Origin of the sequence: Elstera cyanobacteriorum (genome assembly GCF_002251735.1) — a bacterium.
GTDB classification, from domain to species: Bacteria; Pseudomonadota; Alphaproteobacteria; order Elsterales; family Elsteraceae; genus Elstera; species Elstera cyanobacteriorum.
Genome location: NZ_NOXS01000033.1, coordinates 56698 through 77381 on the forward strand (window position 1 = coordinate 56698; position 20684 = coordinate 77381).

Genomic DNA, 20684 nt, shown 5'->3' on the forward strand with positions numbered 1-20684 from the left:
AAACCCCAAATCCTCGCCCCATAGGTCTGGGGTGATGCCGGACCTTGGAAGCATTTTGGCCAGTTAACCTGCGGTTTCCGCTTCCGCCAAGCGGTTTTAAGGACGCAGGCTCGGCGTCCTCGGCGTTTTTTGCGGGGCACCGGTGCAGCCGTGCCGGGTTAACGCAGGAAATGACCGTGTTAGGCTGCCGGAATGAATGGTTTGACCCAATTATTGCCCGCTGTGACATTCGTTTGCCTGTGGAGCACCGGCTTCATCGGCGGGCGTCTCGGCACACCCCATGCCGATCCTTTGACCTTCCTGTGGATCCGTTTTGCCATTGCCGCCGTGCTGCTGGCCGGGCTGGCGCTGGCGGCGGGCAGCACATGGCCGCGCGGGAAAGCGGCGCTGCATCTGGCGGTCTCCGGCCTGCTCGTGCATGGCGTCTACCTTGGCGGTATCTTCATTGCGATTTCGCTCGGGGTTTCGGCGGGGCTGGTCGCCCTGATCGCGGGCCTGCAACCGCTGCTGACCGGCGCGATGAGCGGCTGGTTGCTGGGGGTGCCCGTCCGCCCGCTCCAATGGGCGGGACTGGCGCTTGGGCTGGTCGGCGTCATCCTCGTGCTGTGGGAAAAGCTGGCGTCGCAAACCGGGCTGCCGCCGCTGGGGATCGCGCTGGCCTTTTTGGGGCTGCTCGCCATCACCTTTGGCACGATCTACCAGAAACGCTATGTGGCGCCGGGGGATTTGCGCAGCGCGGCGGCGTGGCAATATGCCGTTTGTACGGTTGCGTATGCCTTGGTGGTGCCGTGGCTCGAGCCAATGCACGTCGAGTGGACCGGCGAGTTCATCTTCGCCCTGGCCTGGTTGGTTCTCGTCTTGTCGGTCGGCGCCATCCTGCTGTTTTTCACGCTCATTCAGCGCGGGTCCGCCGCAGGGGTCGCGAGCCTGATGTACCTCGTGCCACCGCTGACCGCGCTTGTCGCCTGGGGTCTCTTTGGCGAGCATCTCGGCCCGCTGGCCCTGCTCGGCATGGCCGTGACCGCCGCCGCCGTGGCGCTGGTCAACCGCCCGGCCCGGCCCGCGCCTCTTCCCGCCCCCCGCGAGGCTTGATAGGCTAAGCGCGCAATGTCGACCGAGCTTTATTGGGTTTTCGCCTATGGGTCTTTGATCTGGGATCCGGGCTTTCCCTATATCGAACAGCAGCGCGCCGTGATCCACGGCTATCACCGGCGCTTCTGCCTCTACTCGCACCGCTACCGGGGCACGCCGGAGGAGCCGGGGCTGGTACTGGGCCTAGATCGGGGCGGGAGCTGCCACGGTGTCGCCTATGCCGTCGCGCCCGAGAAAACCGCCGATGTGCGCGCTTATCTGTGGGCGCGGGAGATGAGCAGCAACGCCTATCGCCCGGTCATGGCCCCGGCGCGGCTGGCGGACGGGCGGCGGGTGATGGCGCAAACCTTCGTGACCGTTCCCGGCCATCCGCAATATGCCGGGCGCCTCGCCGCCGACCTGACAGCGCGCTTGATCGCCAGCAGCCGGGGCGAGCGGGGAAGCAATCAAGCCTATCTTGAAAATACCGCCGCGCATCTTTCGACGCTCGGCATTCGCGACAGTTCGATGGACCGTCTGGTGACCGACGTGCGCCAGTTGCTCCAGACGGAGGGGGGGCACGTGCGCCGTCCCGCTGTGCCCCCCATCCCGCGTATTGGGTTTTAGAGCGCTTTGCGTTCGCTTTAGCTCACTATAAGCGCTCTAATCCATTGTTTTATAAGAAAATACGTCGTCGTGGGTGATTCCACCCGCTCGGGATTTGCTTTAGCGCCCGCGCTGGCCGCGCAGCGCATCGCTGCCCGCCAGAATGGCACCGCCAACGATCAGCACGGCGGCCAGCAGCACTTCTGCCGTGATCTGCGCGCGCCCGCCCAGCCACAGCGCGCAGGTGGACAGCAGTGGGGTTGCGTAGGAAGCGGCGCCCAAGGCCCGCAGCAGCCCGCGCTTAATGCCAATATCCCAAAAGAAGAAGGCGGCGCCCAGCGGCCCGGCGCCCATCACGGCCATCACCAGCCAGTCGCTGCCGCTGGGAACGAAGCGGGCTTCCAGCAGCAGATGACACAGACCAGCCAGCCCAGCGGTCACCAGGCAGAGCGCCGCGACGAAATCGGTCGGCACGGTCGAACAGAAGCGGCGGGATAGCACCGAATATCCGCCCCAAGCGACGGCGGCCCCAGCGGCGGCCAGATAGCCCGGTAGGTATTCGACGCGCACCTCCATCGCGGGGCCGCCGACGAGGAGCACCGTGCCGCCAAGGCCCAGCAGACCGCCGACCGCATGGAACCAGCGCAGCCGCTCGCCCGGCAGGAAGGTCGAGAAGATAACGATCAGCAGCGGCCACAGATAGTTGATCAAATTCGCCTGCACGGCGGGGGCCGTCTGCAAGGCGATGAAAAACAACAGATGATAGCCGAACAACCCGCCGACGCCGATGGCCCAGGCCAGCGGCTTCTGCCGTCCCCAGGCGGTAACGGCAGCCCGGCCCGGCGCCCCGCGCGCCAGGATGATCAGCGTGCCGACCAGCCCCGCCAATCCGAACGTGATCGCCGTTAGTAGAAACGGCGGCACCGGTCCTGCGAGCGTCGTGAGAACGGCGAGACTGCCCCAGAGAAGAATCGCCACGCTGCCGAGCAGCGTTGCCGCCCCAACCGAAGACCCCGCCATAATCCGTTCACCCATTCAAAAGAAATGGGGGAAGGCCGCGCCTTCCCCCGTGCCCTGCCGGTGTTTCAGCAGGTTTTTCTGGCTTACGCCACCATATATTGACCACCGTTGACCGAGATGGTCGCGCCGGTGATGAAGCTGGCATCGTCGCCCACCAGGAAGAGCACCGTGCGGGCGATATCCTGGGCATAGCCGAGGCGACCGACCGGGATGGTGGCGATAATCTTCTTCAGCACGTCTTCCGGCACGGCGGCGACCATATCGGTATCGACATAGCCCGGCGCGACGCAGTTGGCGGTAATGCCCTTCGCGGCGCCTTCAAAGGCCAAGGCTTTGGTGAAGCCGATCATCCCGGCCTTCGCCGCGCAATAGTTCACCTGACCATATTGGCCGCGCTGCCCGTTGACCGAGCTGATTTGCACGATGCGCCCGAAGCCGCGCTCCCGCATGCCCTCGTAAACCGACCGGGTCATGGTGAAGCACGACTTTAGGTTGGTGGTGATAACATCATCCCACTGCGCTTCGGTCATACGGTGAAAAGTCGTATCGCGGGTAATCCCGGCGTTATTGACCAGCACGTCGATCGGGCCGAGCGCCGCTTCGACCCGCGCCACGCCCGCCTTGCAGGCTTCGAAATCGGCAGCGTTCCATTTTTCGGCCAGAATGCCGGTTTCTGCCGTGAATTTCTGCGCGGCCTCGTCGTTGCCGCTATAGGTGACGGCGACGCTATAGCCTGCGTCCTTCAACGTTTTTGCAATCGCCGCCCCAATCCCTCGGGTGCCGCCCGTTACCAATGCCACTCGCGCCATTGACCGTCTCCCTTTGCCATTATTCCGTGTGCCTTGACGTAGCACCCGTCGCTTTCAGGAAACCACAAGCGGCGGCGGCAGGAAAGCGCGGTTACCCGCAACCGACTGCGCAGGGCTACCGGCCATCGCGACAACATTTCATGTTTTTCATGAAAAAAAGATTGATAAACGAGAATATCGTCTCTAACGTGATGTCGTTGAAACAAGGTATCCTAACTATGAGTTCTTCTCCTCCCGAGAGTGTTACCCGCCTCGCGGGCCATGCCCATCGTGTCGTCACGCTGCTCATGTGGGGGTGGCCGACTTGGATGATCGGCTACACCTATTGGGTCGTGGAACATCGATTGCCGGACCTTCAGGACAAATGTTCGCCTGGGGTACTGCCGGTTCTAAGCTGGGTTGGAAAGAGCTTCGTTGGCGCAGGGATGCTGCTTACCGCTTTGGCGTTGTTCTATTCCCTGGGGCAGGTGCGGGTTCTGTTGGCTGAATATCGGGCAGGGCGCGTGTTCGAAGCGTGCGCGGCCCGGCAGTTGACCTGGATTGGTAAGCTCGTCCTGCTCTGGTCGATTGGTAACCCATTGTCCGAAGTGCTCTTGCACCTCATGCTCTGGGCTATCGGGGAGCTACCGATTGATGACCTGAGTACTGAACCCGATTTTATCTTTTTGCTATTCGGCCTTTTGCTCTACGTTCTCGGTCGCATTATGGGGGAAGCGGTCCACGTGGCAGAGGACCAGAGGCTGACGATTTAATGGGGATCCTGGTGCATCTCGATGTGATGCTGGCGAAACGCAAGATGCGCCTGGGCGACCTTGCGGAGAAAGTCGGCATCTCCTTACAGAATCTGTCGATCCTCAAAACCGGCAAGGCCAAAGCGGTGCGCTTTTCGACGCTTGCCGCCCTGTGTCGCGCCCTTGAGTGCCAGCCGGGCGATCTGCTGGCCTTCGACCCCGATGCCCCGGACGACGGGGCGGACCCACCCGACGGGGCCTAAGCCGCCCCCGGAGACCTTCATGTTTTGGAGTTTGATCCATGCCTTTGCCACGGCTTCGTCGCGGCGAGACGGTCGCGCTTATTCTGAAACCGAACGCGCGCCTTCAGCCGTTCCGCGCCCGGACGCGGGAGTATCGCCCGCTGATGCTCCTGGGCGCCGGGCTGCTCTTGATGACCCTCGCCCTCGTCGGAAGCGCGCGCGCCGCGTCGCCGCCGCGCCCGCTCCTGCCCTCTGACGCGCAGCGCATGACGGAGGCGGAACTGAAAGTGCTAACCGCCCATCCCGCCAGCTACCGCAACCGCGATAGTGCCGACCCCACCACCTATAGCCTGCGCCCGGACGGCACGCTGACCGTCTATCTTAACCAGGGGAAGGAGGTTTTGGACGGCAAGTGGAGCATCGAGACCGATCAACTCTGCATCCGCCTCGGCTGGTTCTACAAAAGCTGCTCCGATGCCTGGCGCCTCGGCGAGACCAGCTATTTCTTTTGGGGCGAGGATGAGGACGAGACCAGCGGCCTCGCCCGCAATACCTACGACCGACTGCGCTAACCCACCCTTTTTCAAGAGTTAATCATGACGGCCTATACCCTCGATCTGCGCACGGCGCAGACCGAAACCCAGTCGTTCGCCCAAAATTTGCTGACCGCCTCCGGCGCGCCGGGCATTCAGGTCAGTCGTCTAACCGGCCCGGTGCTGAGCACGGCGGCTGCGGGAGCGTCCGATATCGCCGATGGCAGCCCAATGCTGCCCAGTCATACGTTCAATGCCGGATCACAAATGAAGATGGTCACGGCAACCGTGGTGCTGCAATTGGCCCACGAGGGGAAGCTCGATCTGAGTAAAACCGCCGCTAGCTATCTGAGCGCGGCGGAACTCAAGGGTATCGCCAATGCCGGAACCGCAACCTTGGAAAACCTGCTGTCGATGCGGTCGGGCATTCCCGACTATCTCGACGTGCTGGACGCCGACGGCAATCAGAAGTTTCTCACCGACGCGCTGAAAGACCCGTCGCGCGTTCATGGCACCGCCGATGCTTTCGATCTGGTGCGCGGTCTGGCCGCGACCAGCAAGCCCGGCGAGGCGTTCAAATATTCCAACACCAATTTCGAACTGCTGGGCCGCATCGCCGAAAGCGTGACCGGCCAGTCGCTCGAAACCCTCTGCCAAACCCGCGTCTTCCAACCGGCGGGCTTGACCCAAACAACGACACAAGGTTGGCCGCTGACGGCAGACCGCAGCCACGGTTATGTCGTGAATGGCGACGGCAGCTTGATGGATGCCACGGGCTTGCCCGTCGATATCGGCGGCGACGGCGGTTTGATCACGACCACCGCCGACCTGACGCGCTTTCTCGACGCGCTGTTCACCCGCAAGATTTTATTGTCCGACGCCGACCTTGCGCGCATGACGCAGCCGGTGACGGTCATCGGTAAACTCGACGGCGGTACGGTCACCTTTGGCCTGGGGATGAGCAGCTTCCGTTTTGCGGGCGATACGGTCCACGGGTTTTCCGGTGGCGAGGCGACCAACCAATCGGCAACCTAATATTCAGCGGCGACCGGCAGCATCGTCTCGACGGTGGAAAACCGCGACCGCGTGCCGGACGGCAAGACCGATACCCACGGGCTGACCCTGAATGCCCTGGCGGATTTGGCCCTGACCGGACAGAAAAGCGGCGTTACCGGTTTGACCGCGGCCGATACGCTGACCCTGGTCGGCATCAGCGCCGCCGACCTTGGCGTCAGCGCCTCTGGCGCGGGCGTCACCCTCGCCTATGGGACCAGCCGCGTGCAGCTTCCGCTGGCGCTCGAAAACCTCCGCCCCGATCAAATCGGCTTTAGCGATGGGTCACGCCTGCTGGCCGGAACCACGGGCGCCGATACGCTGACGGGCGGTGCTGGGAACGACAAGCTAATCGGCGGCAATGGTGATGATGTGTTGATCGGGGGTGGTGGCACCGATCACGTCAGCCTTAGCGGCGCCCGAGCCGATTATAGTGTGACCGCGAATAGCGATGGCAGTTGGACGGTGCGCGGCAAAGACGGGACTGATCGGTTGCAGTCGATTGAAGTTATCGATTTTACCGATCAATCGCTGACGCTGATGGCGGCGGCCGGTCCCGCCGTGCATCGGTTCTATTATAAGGACCAGGGGCTACACTTCTGGACCGCCTCGCCCGCAGAAATCGCCGCGCTGAAAGCCAAGGGCGGCGGCTACGTCGATGAAGGCGCGGTGTTTCAGGCCGCAGCGGCGGGGGACAGCGGGACGGTCGATATCTACCGGCTGTTCCACAAGGAATCCGGGCGGCATTTCTACACCGCTTCGGCCCAAGAACGGGCGGGGCTGCTGGCGAACAAAAAAAACGGCTATGTCGATGAAGGCGTGGCGTTCAAAGCCTATGGCGCCGATCTTGGCTCGCAGGAGCCGGTCTATCGGCTGTTTCACAGCAAGACCGGCACCCATTTTTATACGGACTCGCTGGCCGAGAAGCAGGCGCTGCTGGTCGGCCAGAAGGATTTCCACGATGAAGGCATCGCTTTTTGGGCAATGCCTTAGGGCTTAGCCCATCACCGCTTTGCGCTGCAGCGAGACCAACTGCCCGATGCCGAGTTTGGCAAGGCGCAGTAGTTCACTGAATTGTTCTTCGCTGAACGGGTCTTGCTCCGCCGTGCCCTGGATTTCGACCAAGCCGCCGCGCCCGGTCAGCACGAAGTTCGCATCGGCCTGGGCGTTCGAATCTTCGGCATAATCGAGGTCCAGCACCGGCACGCCATTGTAAAGACCGCAGGAAATCGCCGCGACTTCCGCTTTCAGCGGCAGGGCAGCAATTGCCTTACCGTCCACCAGCTTGCGCAGGGCGAGATGCAGAGCGACATAAGCGCCGGTGATCGACGCGGTGCGGGTGCCGCCGTCGGCTTGCAGCACGTCGCAGTCGATCTTGATCTGCCGTTCGCCGAGGGCAGTCAGATCGGTGACGGCGCGCAGGGCCCGCCCGATCAGGCGCTGGATTTCCTGCGTGCGGCCGCTTTGCTTGCCCTTGGCGGCTTCGCGGTCGGTACGGGTATGGGTCGAGCGCGGCAGCATGCCATATTCCGCCGTCACCCAACCCTTGCCGGTATTGCGCAGGAAGGGCGGCACCTTTTCATCGACCGAAGCCGTACACAGAACATGCGTATCGCCGAACCGGACCAGGCAGGAGCCTTCCGCATATTTGGCAAAACCCGGCTCCAGGCTAACGGCGCGCAACTGATCGGCAGCGCGGCCCGAGGGGCGGCGGAAAGCGGTGGTCATCGTCTCTACTCCCTAAACCTTACTCGCTGGGGGTGGACCCGGCGAAAAATTCCTTCACGCGCTGGAAAAAGCCCGACGACTGCGGATGCGTCTGGTCGGCTTCCCCGGCGGTATCGAACTCGCGCAGCAATTCCTGCTGGCGTGGGGTTAGATTGACCGGCGTTTCCACGGAAGTTTCCACATACATATCGCCGCGCTGGTTGGAGCGCAGGACCGACATGCCCTTGCCGCGCAGGCGGAACTGATGGCCCGTCTGCGTGCCCGCCGGGATAACGATCTTGACGCGCGACCCGTCGATGGACGGCACTTCGATCTGGCCCCCCAGCGCCGCCGTCGTCATCGGGATCGGCACGCGGTAGAAGATATTGGCGCCGTCGCGCTGGAAAATCCGATGCGGTCGGATCGACAGGAAAATATAGAGATCGCCCGCCGGGGCGCCGCGTACCCCCGCCTCGCCTTCGCCGGTCAGGCGGATGCGCGTGCCATCCTCAACCCCCGCCGGGATGGTGACGGAGAGGGTCTTTTCCTGCCGTGTCCGGCCCGCGCCCGCGCAAACCTTGCAGGGTTTTTCGATCACCCGGCCTGCCCCGCCACAGGTCGGGCAGGGGCGTTCGATAGTGAAAAAGCCCTGCTGTGCCCGGACTTTGCCCATGCCGGAGCAGGTTGGGCAGCTCACGGGCTTCGATCCAGCCTCGGCCCCCGAACCGTCGCAGGCCTCGCAGACGATGCTGGACGCCACTTGGATTTTCGCCGTGGTCCCGGCGAACGCATCCTCAAGGCTGATTTCGAGATTATAGCGCAGGTCGGACCCGCGCCCGCTGGTGGCGCCGCCGCCCCGGCGACCGCCGCCCATGAACTCGCCGAAGACTTCATCGAAAATATCGGCAAAGCCCGAGGCAAAGTTGAAGTCGAAGCCGCCCCCCGCGCCCCCGGCCCCACCGCGCCCACCGCCTTCGAAGGCGGCATGGCCAAAGCGGTCGTAGGCCGCGCGCTTATCATCGTCGCGCAGCACGTCATAGGCTTCGGAAATTTCTTTGAACTTCAGTTCAGCCGCCGCATCGCCCGGATTGCGGTCCGGGTGATACTGCATCGCGAGCTTGCGATAGGCTTTTTTCAGGTCGTCGGCGCTGGCTGTGCGCGAGACACCGAGCAGCTCGTAATAATCCTGCTTGGCCATGCTGCGGTCGCTGTCCCTCAGACGGGTGTCGGCTTAAGACGGCACGGTCGGCAGCCCCCAGGAAGGGAGACTGCCGACCGGCACGGGAGCGAGAAGAGGGCCCGCCTTAGGCGGAGCGGCCCTTCTTACGGTCATCGACTTCTTCGAAGTCGGCATCAACCACGGTGCTATCGCCCGCTTCGTCGGCCTTGCCAGCGGAAGCCCCAGCGCCCGACCCCGGATTTTCGGTTTCCTGGGCCTTGTAGATGGCTTCGCCGAGCTTCATCGAGGCTTTTGCCAGGGCTTCGGTCTTCGCCTTGATCGACGCAGCATCGCCGCTATCGAGCACCGCCTTCAGCGCCTTCACTTCTTCTTCGATCGCCGATTTTTCGGCCCCAGAGACCTTATCGCCATGTTCGGCCAAGCTCTTTTCGGTCGAATGGATCAGGCTGTCGGCGCTATTGCGCGCTTCGGCCACTTCCTTCTTCCGCTTGTCTTCGGCGGCATTGGCTTCGGCATCCTTGACCATCTTTTCGATCTCGGAGTCCGACAGCCCGCCGGAGGCCTGGATGCGGATCTGCTGTTCCTTACCCGTTGCCTTATCCTTGGCCGAGACATTGACGATACCGTTGGCGTCGATATCGAAGGTCACTTCGATCTGCGGAATGCCGCGCGGGGCGGGCGGAATGCCGACCAGATCGAATTGGCCCAGCATCTTATTATCCGCCGCCATTTCGCGCTCGCCCTGGGCAACGCGGATGGTCACGGCCGTCTGATTGTCGTCGGCGGTCGAGAAAGTCTGGCTCTTGCGGGTCGGGATCGTCGTGTTGCGATCGATCAGGCGAGTGAAGACGCCGCCCAGGGTTTCGATGCCCAGCGACAGCGGGGTCACGTCGAGCAGCAGAACGTCCTTCACTTCGCCCTTCAGCACGCCGCCCTGGATGGCAGCGCCGACGGCCACCACTTCATCCGGGTTCACGCCGCGATGCGGTTCCTTGCCGAAGAAACGCTTCACCGTTTCGATGATCTTCGGCATGCGGGTCATCCCGCCGACCAGGATCACTTCATCGATATCGGACGCGGTCAGACCGGCATCCTTCAGCGCCGCCTTGCAAGGCTCGACGGTGCGTTCGATCAGATCATCGACTAGGGCTTCCAGCTTAGCGCGGGTTAGCTTGACGTTGAGATGCTTCGGACCCGAGGCGTCCGCCGTGATGAACGGCAGGTTCACTTCGGTCTGCGTCGCCGACGACAGTTCGATCTTAGCCTTTTCCGCCGCTTCCTTCAGGCGTTGCAGCGCCAGCTTATCGGAGCGCAGGTCGATGCCTTGTTCCTTTTTGAACTCGTCGGCCAAGTAATCGATGATGCGTTTATCGAAGTCTTCACCGCCCAGGAACGTATCGCCGTTGGTGGACTTCACTTCGAACACGCCATCGCCGATTTCCAGCACGGACACGTCGAAGGTGCCGCCGCCCAGATCGTAGACGGCGATGGTCCCGCTGCCCTTCTTCTCAAGCCCGTAGGCGAGCGCGGCGGCGGTCGGTTCGTTGATGATGCGCAGGACTTCAAGCCCCGCGATCTTGCCCGCGTCGCGGGTCGCCTGGCGCTGCGCGTCGTTGAAGTAAGCCGGAACGGTGATCACGGCTTGCGTTACGGTTTCGCCCAGGAAGGCTTCCGCCGTTTCCTTCATCTTTTGCAGAATGAACGCGCTGATCTGCGACGGCGCATACTTCTTGGAGCGGCTTTCGACCCAAGCGTCGCCATTGTCGCCGCTGATGATCTTATAGGGGACGAGGCCGACTTCTTTCTGCACCAGCTTATCGTCGAAGCGGCGGCCCAGCAGGCGCTTTACGGCGAACAGGGTGTTTTCCGGGTTCGTTACTGCCTGGCGCTTCGCGGCCTGACCGACCAGTCGGTCGCCATTGTCGGCGAAAGCAACCATCGACGGCGTCGTGCGCGCGCCTTCGGCATTCTCGACAACCCGGGCCGACTTGCCATCCATAATGGCAATGCAGGAGTTGGTCGTGCCCAGGTCGATCCCGATAACTTTGCTCATCAAACTCTTCCTTCTGTCTAGCAGACGCTTCGGCGGCCCTGGAGGGAGCGGCGGGCCCTAAGGCTCGTCTCTGCCTCGCCACGGCACCGCCTTCGGTCCCCGTGGTCTTGATCGAACCATCGCCCCCAGCATTCGCCGTGGCCGTTCGATCCTGTCGACGCTGTATGTAGGGCGGGGCGCGCCCGGCTGCAACGGCGAAATCATCAATCCCCATATGGTTTTTTACGCAGAACGGGCATGAAACCGTTGCAGCCTACACACTCGGGCATGAGCTATTCGCATAGCTGGCTGCCGATGAGTCCTGCCGCAGTCACAAACCTGTCACCGTGCAGTAACACAGGTAAATTAGGGTGCCCGGATAGATAATTTTTCAGTGCGCCGTTGGTTCTACTGCGCCGGGGGCGAGGCTATGCGTTTGCCTGAGTTGTCCATTTCTCTGAAACTGCCCGTGTTGATTGTTGGTGCGGCTTTGGTGGCGGGTATCGTAACCGGCGTCGTTTCCTTCGTGACCGCCGAGCAGCAACTGCGCACCGCCACTGAAAACAAGCTGGATTCTTTGCTGGAAACCCGCCGGTCGGCGGTGTCGGCCTATTTCGAAGGTGTGGCCACCAATCTGCGCGTGCTGGCGACCAGCCCGGCCGTGCGCGGCGCGGTGAACGACCTGACGATTGGGTGGCAAAGCTTCGGCTTTGAGCGTACCGAGGCGCTACAAGCCGCCTTCATCACCAATAATCCCGATAAAGAAGATCGCTCGAAGCTGGATGACGCGAAAACCGGCAATTTCTATAGCCCGGCTCATATCCAGCATCATCCGTGGCTGCGCAGCGTGCGCCAGGAATCGGGCTATGGCGATCTGATGCTATTCGATGCCAGCGCCAATCTGATTTACACGGTCGCCAAGAACGATGATTTCGCCACCAGCTTCCGGGCGGGGCCATTCAAGGAAACCCATCTGGCGAAGCTGGTGAAGGCCATTCGCGATAATCCCGAAGCGGGCAAAATCGTGATGGCCGATTTCGCCCCGTATAAGCCGAACGGCGATAAGCCAACGAGCTTCCTCGGCACGGCGGTTTTCCAGCCGGATGGCGCGTTTTCGGGGGTTCTGGCCGTGCAATTGCCTGTCGATGGCATGAACCGCGTGCTGGGTCGAACCGAGGGGATGGGCCAGACCGGTGAAACCTACCTCGTCGGTTCCGACTTGATGATGCGCTCCGTCTCGCGCTTTTCGGGCGCGGATGCGATCCTGTCCACCCATGTGGAAAGTGACTCGGTCAAAGCGGCGCTGGAAGGCCGCAATGGCGTGCATGAAATCGAAAATTATCGGAAGACCGAGGTGATTTCCTCCTATCGGCCCGTCGATGTTTTTGGCATCCGCTGGGCGCTGATCGGGGAAATTGACGCCGCAGAAGTGTTTGCCGATATCGAGAGCTTGCGCACCACGCTTCTACTGACCGGGACGGCGCTGCTGGCTATTCTGGCAGGGCTTGGCATTATCACTGCGCGTGGTATCGCCCGCCCGCTCAGCGCGATCACCCAAGCGATGAACCGGCTCGCGTCGGGCGATCTGAATGTCACAATTCCGGGTCGCAAGCGCAGCGATGAAATCGGCAAGATGGCGACCGCCTTCGACGTGTTCAAACAGCAGGCCATCGACAATGACCGGCTGGCCCGCGAGCAAGAGGCGTTGGAAGAACGCGCCGCCGAAGTCAAACGCCGGACGCTGAACGAACTGGCGCAGAGCCTTGAGACGAGCGTCAATCACGTCGTCCAGGAAGTGTCGGGCTTGGCCGATGATATGGAATCGACCGCGCTCGGCATGACGCGCACGGCGGAAGAGACCAGCCGCCAATCGGGCCATGTGTCCGATGCTGCCCAGCATGCGGCCGAATTTGTACAGAATGTCGCCAGCGCCGCCGATCAACTCAGCCGCTCCATTACCAATATCACCGGTCAGGTACAGGAAGCCGGGCGGGTTGCCGGCGATGCGGTGCAGAATGCCGATGTGATCACCGATACGATGCGCACCCTGTCCGAAGCCGCCCAGCGCATCGGCCAAGTCGTCGATCTTATTAACGGGATCGCCGGGCAGACGAATTTGTTGGCACTGAATGCGACCATCGAAGCCGCCCGGGCGGGGGAAGCCGGGAAAGGCTTTGCCGTTGTGGCGGGCGAGGTGAAGCAACTCGCGACCCAGACAGCTCAGGCGACGGGCGATATTGCCGCGCAAGTGCAAATGATTCAGGCGACCACCAAACAGGCCGTCGATGGCATGGCCGGGATCGCAACGATCATTCGGCGGCTCGATCAGATTAATGGCGAGATCGCGGGCGCGATTGACCAGCAGGACCGCGCGACCTCCGACATTGCCTCCTCCATCCAATCGGCGGCGGCCTCGACGAATACGGTCTCCGGCTCCATCGGGGGCGTCACCCAGGCGGCCATTGATACGGGGGATGCGGCGGTGCACGTGCTGGCGATTGCGGGCAAGCTGAACGAAGAATCGACCGATCTTCTCGAAACCATTGAAGGCTTCGTGCGCCAGTTGCGCGATACCGCCGATGGCGATGCGGTGGAACTGGCGCCGCCCGCCAACGATAGCGACGATGCCCCCGCTCAACCGGTCCTGATCTCCGCTGCGGCCGAGTAACGCAAGGGTGCCTTGCGGGCGGGGGGCGTCCCTGGTCTTTCCCCCACCCCCGACGCCTGTTACAAGAACGTAACGCTATTTAGGCCCGGGGGTTAATCAGGTCCATGCGGCACGGGGAAGTTCGGCGCAGCACGAAAGAAACCAGCATCGAAGTTCGGGTGAACCTCGACGGCACGGGGGTTTATGACGTGAAAACCGGGATCGGTTTTCTCGATCACATGCTGGAGCAGCTCTCCCGCCATAGTCTGATGGACCTCTATGTGCGGGCCGAAGGCGATCTGCATATCGACTTTCACCACACCACCGAAGACTCGGGCATCGCTATCGGCGAAGCCGTTAGCAAAGCCTTGGGCGACCGCAAGGGCATCACCCGCTATGGGTCGGCCCTGATCCCGATGGATGAAACGCTGACTCGCGTGGCGCTCGATGCCTCCAACCGGCCCTATCTGATCTGGAAGGTCGCTTTCACCCGCGACAAGCTGGGCGAGATGGATACCGAACTGTTCAAGGAATGGTTCCAGGCCTTCGCCCAGGCTGCCGGGCTGACCCTGCATGTGGAAAACCTCTACGGCGAGAATAACCATCACATCGTCGAAAGCTGCTACAAGGCACTGGCCCGCGCCCTGCGTCAGTCGATGGAAATCGACCCGCGCGCCGCCGCCGCGATCCCCTCCACCAAAGGGGTGCTGGGTGGGTCGCTGTGATGGAAACCATAGCGGTCATTGACTACGGATCGGGCAATCTCACCTCGGCCGCGAAAGCCTTAGAACGGGCAGCGCGCGATATCGGCCTGTCCGCCAAGGTCATCGTTACGGGTGACGCCGAAGCGGTCGCCAAGGCCGACCGGCTGGTGCTGCCGGGCCAGGGCGCCTTCGGGGATTGCCGCCGGGGGCTGCTGGCGGTGCCTGGGTTGCTGGAGGCCTTGACCGAGGCGGTGCGCGTGAAGGCGAAACCCTTCTTCGGCATCTGCGTCGGCATGCAGTTGATGGTGACACGCGGCATCGAGCACGGCAATCACGCCGGGCTGGATTGGATCCCCGGCACCTGCCAACGGCTGACGCCGACCGATCCCGCCCTGAAGATCCCGCATATGGGGTGGAACAACCTACGCCTCACCCAGCCCCAGCATCCGGTGCTCGCCGGTTTGGGGGCGGAGGAGCATGTTTATTTCGTTCACTCCTACCATATTACCGATATTGCGCCTGCCGACGTGCTGGCCGAGGCCGAGTATGGTGGCCCGGTTGTTGCGATCATCGGGCGCGAGACGATGGTGGGCACCCAATTCCATGCCGAAAAGAGCCAAAGCGCCGGGTTGCGGTTGCTCGGTAATTTTCTAACCTGGCGGCCCTGACCCACCCGCGCCCCGTGCCGGAGGATACTGCGATGGACCAGAGCGTGCCCAAGCCCCCCGCCACCGGGGTGATCACTGCCGAAAAACTGGAAGCCTTCACCGGCACCGATCTGCACGATCTCTGCGACGCCGCCGCGGCTGCGATTGACGATGGCGGCGGGTTCGGCTGGCTGACGGCGCCGCGCCGCGAGGTGTTTGAGCGGTATTGGGGCGGTGTCGTGCTGGTGCCGGAACGCACCTTGTTCGTCGGTCGGCTGGATGGAACCATTGGTGGCGCCGCGCAACTACAGCGCCCGCCCCGCAATAATGAAGCCCAGGCCCATATCGCGACCCTCACCGGTCTCTTCGTTGCCCCCTGGGCGCGCGGGCGCGGCATGGCGCGCGCGATTGTGCTGGCGATCGAAGCCGCCGCGCGGGAGGCGGGGTTCAAGGTGATCAATCTCGACATCCGCGAAACCCAGGTGAACGCGATTAAACTCTACGAATCCCTCGGTTATCACCGTTGGGCGACCCATCCGCATTATGCGGTCGTCGATGGCACGATGATCGCCGGTCATTATTTTACCAAGCTGCTGAGTGACCCCGCATGATCCTGTTTCCCGCGATTGATTTGAAGGAAGGCGCCTGCGTTCGTCTGGTAAAGGGCGATATGGCGCAGGCTACCGTCTTCAATACGGACCCCGGCGATCAGGCCGGGCAGTTCGCCAAAGCCGGGTGCCAGTGGATCCATGTGGTCGATCTCGACGGCGCTTTTGCCGGGCGCCCCGCCAATCGCAGCGCCGTGGAAGCGATCCTGGCGGCAACTGCGCTGCCGGTGCAGTTGGGCGGCGGCATCCGCGATATCGCCACTATCGAAGGTTGGCTGAGTGCCGGGGTACGCCGCGTCATTCTGGGCACCGCCGCTGTCCGCAATCCGGCGTTGGTGAAAGATGCCTGCCGCCTGTTCCCCGGTCAGGTCGCGGTCGGGATTGACGCGCGCAAAGGGTTTGTCGCCGTCGAAGGCTGGGCCGAAACCTCGGAACTGCAAGCCGTGGATCTCGCCCGCCTGTTCGAAGATGCGGGCGTTGCCGCGATTATCTACACCGATATCGACCGCGATGGCACGCTCAGCGGCGTCAATGTCGAAGCAACCGTCGCCCTATCGGAAGCGGTGTGCATTCCGGTCATCGCGTCCGGCGGGGTCGGGTCGATTGACGATCTTAAGGCGCTGAAAGCGGCCAATGCGCCGGGGCTTGCCGGGGTGATCACCGGGCGGGCGCTCTATGATGGGCGCATCGACCTTGCCGAAGCCCTGGCGCTTCTGGCCGCGTAAGGGGATCGTTGATGCTGAAAATCCGCCTTATCCCCTGCCTTGACGTGAAGGACGGGCGCGTCGTCAAAGGCGTCAACTTCGTCGATCTCGTCGATGCGGGCGATCCGGTCGAACAGGCGCGCTTCTATGATGCGGCGGGCGCCGACGAGCTGACGTTCCTTGATATCACCGCGTCTTCCGACAATCGCGCGACGATCCTGGACGTGGTGGCCCGCACGGCGGCGGAATGTTTTATGCCGCTGACCGTCGGCGGCGGCGTGCGCGCGGTCGAGGATATCCGCAAGCTGCTTCTGGCCGGTGCCGATAAAGTCTCCATCAATACCGCCGCCATTCATCGCCCGGAGTTCGTGCGCGAAGCGGCGGAGAAATTCGGCAGCCAGTGCATCGTCGTGGCGGTGGACGCGAAGCAGGTTGCGCCGGGGCGCTGGGAAATCTTCACCCACGGCGGACGCAATCCGACCGGGCTGGAGGCGATTTCTTGGGCACAGCGCATGGCGGAGTATGGGGCGGGCGAACTGCTGCTGACCTCGATGGACCGCGACGGCACCAAAAGCGGTTTCGATCTGGCGCTAACGCGCGCTGTGGCCGATGCGGTGCCGGTGCCGGTGATCGCTTCGGGCGGCGTTGGGACGCTCGATCATCTTGTCGATGGCGTGCGCGACGGGCATGCGGCGGCTGTGCTGGCGGCATCGATTTTTCATTTCGGCACTTTCACCATTGGGCAAGCGAAAGCCCATATGGCCGCCGCCGGGCTTCCGATGCGCCCGCTGGCCGTGCAATCCTAAGATGATTAACTACGCTGCCTAGACTTTAAGCAGAGCGAAAATGTGTAGTCTCTGCTCACATATGTCTAGACAAAAGCTTGTAAGATGCGCACAACCGTCGACCGGAGAGTTGATATGACGGAGCCCCCCATGACCGCCCCGACGGCGCATATTCTGGATAACCTGTATAGCCGAATCGAAAGCAAACGAAAGGCTGATCCAGAAACCTCCTATACCGCCAAAATGTTTGCGCGCGGCACCCATAAGATTGCGCAAAAAGTGGGGGAAGAGGCGGTGGAAACGGTGATCGAAGCCATTCGCGGTAAGCGCAAGCGCCTGGTTTCGGAAAGCGCCGACCTTCTGTATCATCTCACCCTGCTCTGGGCGGCGTCGGATGTAGAGCCTGGCGACGTGTGGCGCGAACTGGCCCGCCGCGAAGGCGTGTCGGGCTATGCCCATCTTGGCCGCGAAAACGAGAGCGACGACGAAGATTGACCCCGGGGCGGCCCTGCCCCGGTCCTTGTGGGGAGAGCCGCGTGTCCTACGATCCGTCCAATATCTTTGCCAAAATTCTCCGGGGCGAAATTCCGTCAAAGCCGGTTTATGAAAGCGACCATGTTCTGGCGTTTCCAGATATTGCACCGCGCGCCCCGGTGCATGTGCTGATCATCCCGAAAGGCGCCTACGTCAGCGCTCAGGATTTCAGCGAAAAAGCCAGCCCGGCGGAAAAAGCCGCTTTCTTCGATGCCATCGGCGCCATCGCCCAACAGTTCGGGATCGCCGACAGCGGTTACCGTCTGATTGCCAATACCGGCGCCCACGGCCATCAGGAAGTGCCGCATTTTCATTTGCATCTTATCGGCGGGCGGGCGCTTGGCTCCATGCTGCCGAACGACTAGAGCAAATCCCAAGCGGGTGGCCACACCCGCGACGAGGCATGTGCCTATAACACAGAAGGTTACACTATTAGGCGGCGCCCGCTTCGATCAGATCGAGCGGGTGCAGCACTTCCAGCAACAATTGCCCGCGCCCGCCCTGGGTCAGCCGAATGCCATTATCGCGCTCCTCCAGCCGCCGTTTCAGCAAAATGAGGCGGGTGGCGAGATTATCGGAGAGGTGCGGCAGGCCAAGCTGTGGATCGAGCCGCAATTCCCGACTGGAAAAGCGCGTGCGGCCATTGGCGGCGAATTCGCGCAGCAGCTTCCATAAGATCGCCCCGGCAACCCCTTTGATCAGATAATCATCGTTCAAAAACACCGTCGCTGTGCCCGAGTAATAGCGCACCCGCAAGGCCGATCCGCTGACAGGGCAGTCGCAGGGCGGGGTTTCCTCCGGAAGGTCCGCGTCGAACTCCGAACAGTCGCCGTCTTGGAACTGCATCAGCAGCGCACCGAAACTCAGCCCGATGACCGATAGCGCGTCTTCAATCTCATACGTGAAGGCGTGATTGCGCGGGCTTTCTACAAACAGAACGCCCTTTAGCGTGCCGCCAATTGCAATCGGAACGGCGAGCTGGCTTTGTGGGTCGATCAGGCCCGGTAAGGGGATTTCGGGGGCAAGGTCATAGGCATCGCCCGCCGTGCGGCGGATGGCGCGGGTATAGGCATTTTCGTGCAGCATATGATTGATGCGGATCGGGGCGCTAACCTCGGCGCAAACCCCGATGACGCCATCGCCCAGCGCTACCTCCGATCCGACCCCGGAGGTTGCATAGCCATGACTGGCGAGGGTATAGAGCCGCCCACTGCCGCGATCCAGCGCGAGCACCATACCATGCTCGATTCCCAATTCCCGCGCTAAGGTGGGGAATAAGGCAGAAATCAGGGCGTCCCCGCTGCGGCAGCGGCTCAGGGTGTCCTGAACCCGCCGCAAAGCAGGCATTAAGCTGGGCTGCGCCGGTAACGGTCGGGCGGCGCTATTGACCTTTTCGATAGCAATGACGCGGTAAATATCGGCCCCGCGCAGTTGGAACACCTCCGCCATTCCGTGATGGGAGGCGATTCCGGCCAGCTTGGCGCGCATCCGCTCGAACAAAGGGCCGTGGGTTTCGGTGCGCAGATATTGCACACTAATTCGATATTTCTCCGAACTGCCCGGATGCAGCACCAGCACCTGGGCATAGGGGTTCTCGAGAATATTCTGCCGAGTTTTATTGAAGAACTGAAAGCTGAGGGCGAGGTGCGACTCGTCGAGATACAGAATGTCCGAAAGGTAGGAGACATTCACCTCCCCCGAGGCCGAGGTGGTGGCGATGGCGGACGGTAGAATCCCGTCCAGCGCGTCGCGAAAGGCGCTGAGGTGTAAGCTCATGCCGCCCCCGCAATCTGCCGTCCGGCCTGCGGTCCCGGGGTTTGATCGAAAATCGCCTCGGGCCGGTACCGGAAAACGGTGAGCAGTGCAGGATCGTACCCCAGATAGGCGCGCGACTGTGGTTCGGGATAATCCACCTTCTGAAACTCCACCACCATGCGCTCAACCGCCCCCAGCAGCCAGTGCTGTTCCCCGGCATCGGCGTCGCGCAGGCCTAGAAACCGGCCTTTGATCTGATAGGTTTGCAAGCTCGTCGGGCGGCACATGACGCCCGCGACCGAGGCCCCGAGGGGCGGCACCGGGTCGATCATCGTTCGATCGAGACCATTCAGAAAAATACCAACCTCGTCCCCGCGCCATTGGCAGGCAATCCCGCGCGTGATGACAGGAATGCCGCCAGGACCGGCAACGGCCAGAACAGCCGTGATCGGTCCTTCCAAGAATCGCGCAAGATCAGGACTGGGGTAAACCTGGGCCGCCATTATCCCTCGCCGCTAGGCTGCTATGTTTTCCCATAGTCTTTTCATCTCGAACTCTGTCAAGCGGGCCGTCAATAGGTCGGTCACGGCGGCGACCACCGGCGGCGGTGCAGCGGCCCGCAGCCCGGCGAATTTCTCTGCGCGTTGGGCGGCGGTCAGGTTTGGTAGCATCCATTGCAGCACCTGCATCGCTTCCTGCGGGCTTTGGCTGGCGACGATCTGATGTTCGATGGCGGCGATTTCTGCATCGCTTAAATGCGCCCACAGGATCTGCATATGGCGCGTTTCCTCGTCGTGCATATGCTCGAAATCGATGGCGAGGAACTGGGCAAATTGAAGATAAAGCGCATAGCCCAGCCCTTCCCGCGCGTCCGGGCGGGCGAGGCTGAGCGCTTCAGCCGCGGCCTCAAGCTGGCGCAGCGCTTCCGCATGGCGGTCGTGCTCGGCGACGGCGGCGGCCTCGCTGCCCGGCACAAGGCGCGCCAGGACCGGATGGATGAAGCGATCTTCGTGCGCAATATGCAGCCAATGGACCGCCAAATGGTCGCGCAGGTCGGTCAAGGTTTTACGGGTGTTATCCTCGTGCTGCCAATCGGCGCGACCGAGTTTGACCAGAATATCCGTAGACCAAGCCCGTAAAGCCTTGTGAATCGGACCGTATAAATCATAGCGCTGCGGTGTAGACATTCGACCTTCCCCCGATAAGGTTAAAAACGAGGGAGGCGTTATACAGATTTTATCGAATCACTATTTTATAATAATTTGCTAAGGGAATGCTAAATATATGCTAAGAGACATAAAATAGTGCGCTATATG

The 20684-nt window shown here is 62.1% G+C and carries 23 protein-coding genes; 15 read left to right on the forward strand and 8 right to left on the reverse strand.

Going from position 1 to position 20684, the window contains the following annotated elements; translation table 11 throughout:
• The first annotated feature begins 192 nt into the window (after positions 1-192).
• Positions 193-1092: a DMT family transporter gene (locus CHR90_RS12410; RefSeq protein WP_094409339.1), complete on the forward strand. Its 900-nt coding sequence runs from the start codon at positions 193-195 to the stop codon at positions 1090-1092.
• A 15-nt stretch (positions 1093-1107) separates the two neighbouring features.
• Positions 1108-1698, forward strand: coding sequence for a gamma-glutamylcyclotransferase (locus CHR90_RS12415; RefSeq protein ID WP_094409340.1), 591 nt, complete (start codon positions 1108-1110; stop codon positions 1696-1698).
• Positions 1699-1797: 99 nt separating this feature from the next.
• Here CHR90_RS12415 and yddG read toward each other — a convergent pair whose 3' ends face one another.
• Positions 1798-2697, reverse strand: a complete 900-nt coding sequence (gene yddG, locus CHR90_RS12420) for an aromatic amino acid exporter YddG (RefSeq protein ID WP_094409341.1) — start codon at positions 2695-2697, stop codon at positions 1798-1800.
• An 83-nt stretch (positions 2698-2780) separates the two neighbouring features.
• Positions 2781-3506 carry an acetoacetyl-CoA reductase gene (gene phbB / locus CHR90_RS12425; RefSeq protein ID WP_094409342.1) on the reverse strand — a complete coding sequence of 242 codons (726 nt, stop codon included), beginning with the start codon at positions 3504-3506 and terminating at the stop codon, positions 2781-2783.
• Between the two features lie 218 nt (positions 3507-3724).
• On the opposite strand from phbB, the gene CHR90_RS12430 reads away from it, so the two are divergent.
• From CHR90_RS12430 to CHR90_RS12450, 5 genes are read left to right on the forward strand one after another with little or no spacing between them, the layout of a single operon-like run.
• Positions 3725-4258: a DUF2975 domain-containing protein gene (locus CHR90_RS12430; RefSeq protein WP_170941397.1), complete on the forward strand. Its 534-nt coding sequence runs from the start codon at positions 3725-3727 to the stop codon at positions 4256-4258.
• Positions 4258-4500, forward strand: coding sequence for a helix-turn-helix domain-containing protein (locus tag CHR90_RS12435; protein ID WP_094409343.1), 243 nt, complete (start codon positions 4258-4260; stop codon positions 4498-4500). The genes CHR90_RS12430 and CHR90_RS12435 overlap by 1 nt, the downstream gene beginning before the upstream one ends.
• Before the next feature lie 38 nt (positions 4501-4538).
• Positions 4539-5051: a hypothetical protein gene (locus CHR90_RS12440; RefSeq protein ID WP_094409344.1), complete on the forward strand. Its 513-nt coding sequence runs from the start codon at positions 4539-4541 to the stop codon at positions 5049-5051.
• A gap of 24 nt (positions 5052-5075) precedes the next feature.
• Entirely contained in the window at positions 5076-6047 is a 972-nt protein-coding gene (locus CHR90_RS12445; protein WP_094409345.1) for a serine hydrolase domain-containing protein, read from the forward strand.
• 33 nt (positions 6048-6080) lie between these two features.
• Positions 6081-7058, forward strand: coding sequence for a calcium-binding protein (locus CHR90_RS12450; protein ID WP_094409346.1), 978 nt, complete (start codon positions 6081-6083; stop codon positions 7056-7058).
• A 3-nt stretch (positions 7059-7061) separates the two neighbouring features.
• Here the strand turns inward: CHR90_RS12450 and rph are convergent, their stop codons facing one another.
• The 3 genes from rph to dnaK form a co-directional block, all read right to left on the reverse strand.
• Positions 7062-7793, reverse strand: coding sequence for a ribonuclease PH (rph, locus tag CHR90_RS12455; protein ID WP_094409347.1), 732 nt, complete (start codon positions 7791-7793; stop codon positions 7062-7064).
• A gap of 19 nt (positions 7794-7812) precedes the next feature.
• A complete protein-coding gene (gene dnaJ, locus CHR90_RS12460) occupies positions 7813-8970 on the reverse strand; it encodes a molecular chaperone DnaJ (RefSeq protein WP_094409348.1) in 1158 nt (385 codons plus the stop codon).
• A gap of 106 nt (positions 8971-9076) precedes the next feature.
• Entirely contained in the window at positions 9077-11005 is a 1929-nt protein-coding gene (gene dnaK, locus CHR90_RS12465) for a molecular chaperone DnaK (protein ID WP_094409349.1), read from the reverse strand.
• Positions 11006-11414: 409 nt separating this feature from the next.
• Between dnaK and CHR90_RS12470 the strand changes: the two genes are divergently transcribed.
• From CHR90_RS12470 to CHR90_RS12505, 8 genes are all read left to right on the forward strand, one after another.
• Positions 11415-13652, forward strand: a complete 2238-nt coding sequence (locus CHR90_RS12470) for a methyl-accepting chemotaxis protein (RefSeq protein ID WP_094409350.1) — start codon at positions 11415-11417, stop codon at positions 13650-13652.
• Between the two features lie 104 nt (positions 13653-13756).
• Complete coding sequence (gene hisB, locus CHR90_RS12475; protein WP_094409351.1) at positions 13757-14356, forward strand: imidazoleglycerol-phosphate dehydratase HisB; 600 nt, start codon at positions 13757-13759, stop codon at positions 14354-14356.
• Positions 14356-15003 carry an imidazole glycerol phosphate synthase subunit HisH gene (gene hisH, locus CHR90_RS12480; protein ID WP_094409352.1) on the forward strand — a complete coding sequence of 216 codons (648 nt, stop codon included), beginning with the start codon at positions 14356-14358 and terminating at the stop codon, positions 15001-15003. Before hisB ends, hisH begins: the two co-directional genes overlap by 1 nt.
• Positions 15004-15035: 32 nt before the next feature.
• Entirely contained in the window at positions 15036-15593 is a 558-nt protein-coding gene (locus CHR90_RS12485; protein WP_094409790.1) for a GNAT family N-acetyltransferase, read from the forward strand.
• Positions 15590-16315 carry a 1-(5-phosphoribosyl)-5-[(5-phosphoribosylamino)methylideneamino]imidazole-4-carboxamide isomerase gene (gene hisA / locus CHR90_RS12490; RefSeq protein WP_094409353.1) on the forward strand — a complete coding sequence of 242 codons (726 nt, stop codon included), beginning with the start codon at positions 15590-15592 and terminating at the stop codon, positions 16313-16315. The genes CHR90_RS12485 and hisA overlap by 4 nt, the downstream gene beginning before the upstream one ends.
• A gap of 11 nt (positions 16316-16326) precedes the next feature.
• Positions 16327-17100, forward strand: coding sequence for an imidazole glycerol phosphate synthase subunit HisF (gene hisF / locus CHR90_RS12495; RefSeq protein WP_094409354.1), 774 nt, complete (start codon positions 16327-16329; stop codon positions 17098-17100).
• A 114-nt stretch (positions 17101-17214) separates the two neighbouring features.
• Entirely contained in the window at positions 17215-17574 is a 360-nt protein-coding gene (locus tag CHR90_RS12500) for a phosphoribosyl-ATP diphosphatase (RefSeq protein ID WP_212668683.1), read from the forward strand.
• A gap of 41 nt (positions 17575-17615) precedes the next feature.
• On the forward strand, positions 17616-17978 hold the full coding sequence (locus tag CHR90_RS12505) for a histidine triad nucleotide-binding protein (protein WP_094409356.1): 363 nt from the start codon (positions 17616-17618) through the stop codon (positions 17976-17978).
• A gap of 67 nt (positions 17979-18045) precedes the next feature.
• Here the strand turns inward: CHR90_RS12505 and CHR90_RS12510 are convergent, their stop codons facing one another.
• From CHR90_RS12510 to CHR90_RS12520, 3 genes are read right to left on the reverse strand one after another with little or no spacing between them, the layout of a single operon-like run.
• Positions 18046-19389 (reverse strand): GAF domain-containing protein, encoded by a 1344-nt coding sequence (locus CHR90_RS12510; RefSeq protein ID WP_094409357.1) that lies wholly within the window; start codon positions 19387-19389, stop codon positions 18046-18048.
• The gene (locus CHR90_RS12515; RefSeq protein ID WP_094409358.1) at positions 19386-19871 is read right to left on the reverse strand and encodes a hypothetical protein; all 486 of its coding nucleotides are present in this window, start codon (positions 19869-19871) and stop codon (positions 19386-19388) included. Before CHR90_RS12515 ends, CHR90_RS12510 begins: the two co-directional genes overlap by 4 nt.
• A gap of 12 nt (positions 19872-19883) precedes the next feature.
• A complete protein-coding gene (locus CHR90_RS12520) occupies positions 19884-20555 on the reverse strand; it encodes a hemerythrin domain-containing protein (protein ID WP_094409359.1) in 672 nt (223 codons plus the stop codon).
• Positions 20556-20684: the final 129 nt, after the last annotated feature.